Source organism: Exiguobacterium sp. s48 (genome assembly GCF_018617395.1).
GTDB lineage: Bacteria > Bacillota > Bacilli > Exiguobacteriales > Exiguobacteriaceae > Exiguobacterium.
The window spans coordinates 1-228 of the sequence record NZ_JACSKC010000015.1 but is presented as its reverse complement, the minus strand read 5'-3'; the positions used below and the strand labels follow the sequence as shown (position 1 = coordinate 228).

1 rRNA gene is annotated in these 228 nt (G+C 43.9%); it reads right to left on the bottom strand.

Annotation, left to right across the window (positions count from 1 at the left end):
• Positions 1 to 88: ribosomal RNA gene (gene rrf / locus KNO66_RS14835) — 5S ribosomal RNA — on the bottom strand; the annotation flags it as partial.
• Positions 89 to 228: the final 140 nt, after the last annotated feature.

Here is a 228-nt window from a genome sequence, read left to right as displayed (position 1 = left end):
AGATCCCCCAACTACTTTCGGCGCTGAGACGCTTAACTTCCGTGTTCGGCATGGGAACGGGTGTGGCCGTCTCGCTATCGCCACCAGACAAATATTATATTAACATTATCTTAACATAATGTCAACATGTTTTTTTGAGATTGTTCTCTCAAAACTGAGGATTCATCAACACAAACCGTAGACTAGATCAAAGCCTCGACCGATTAGTATCATTCAGCTCCACGTGTC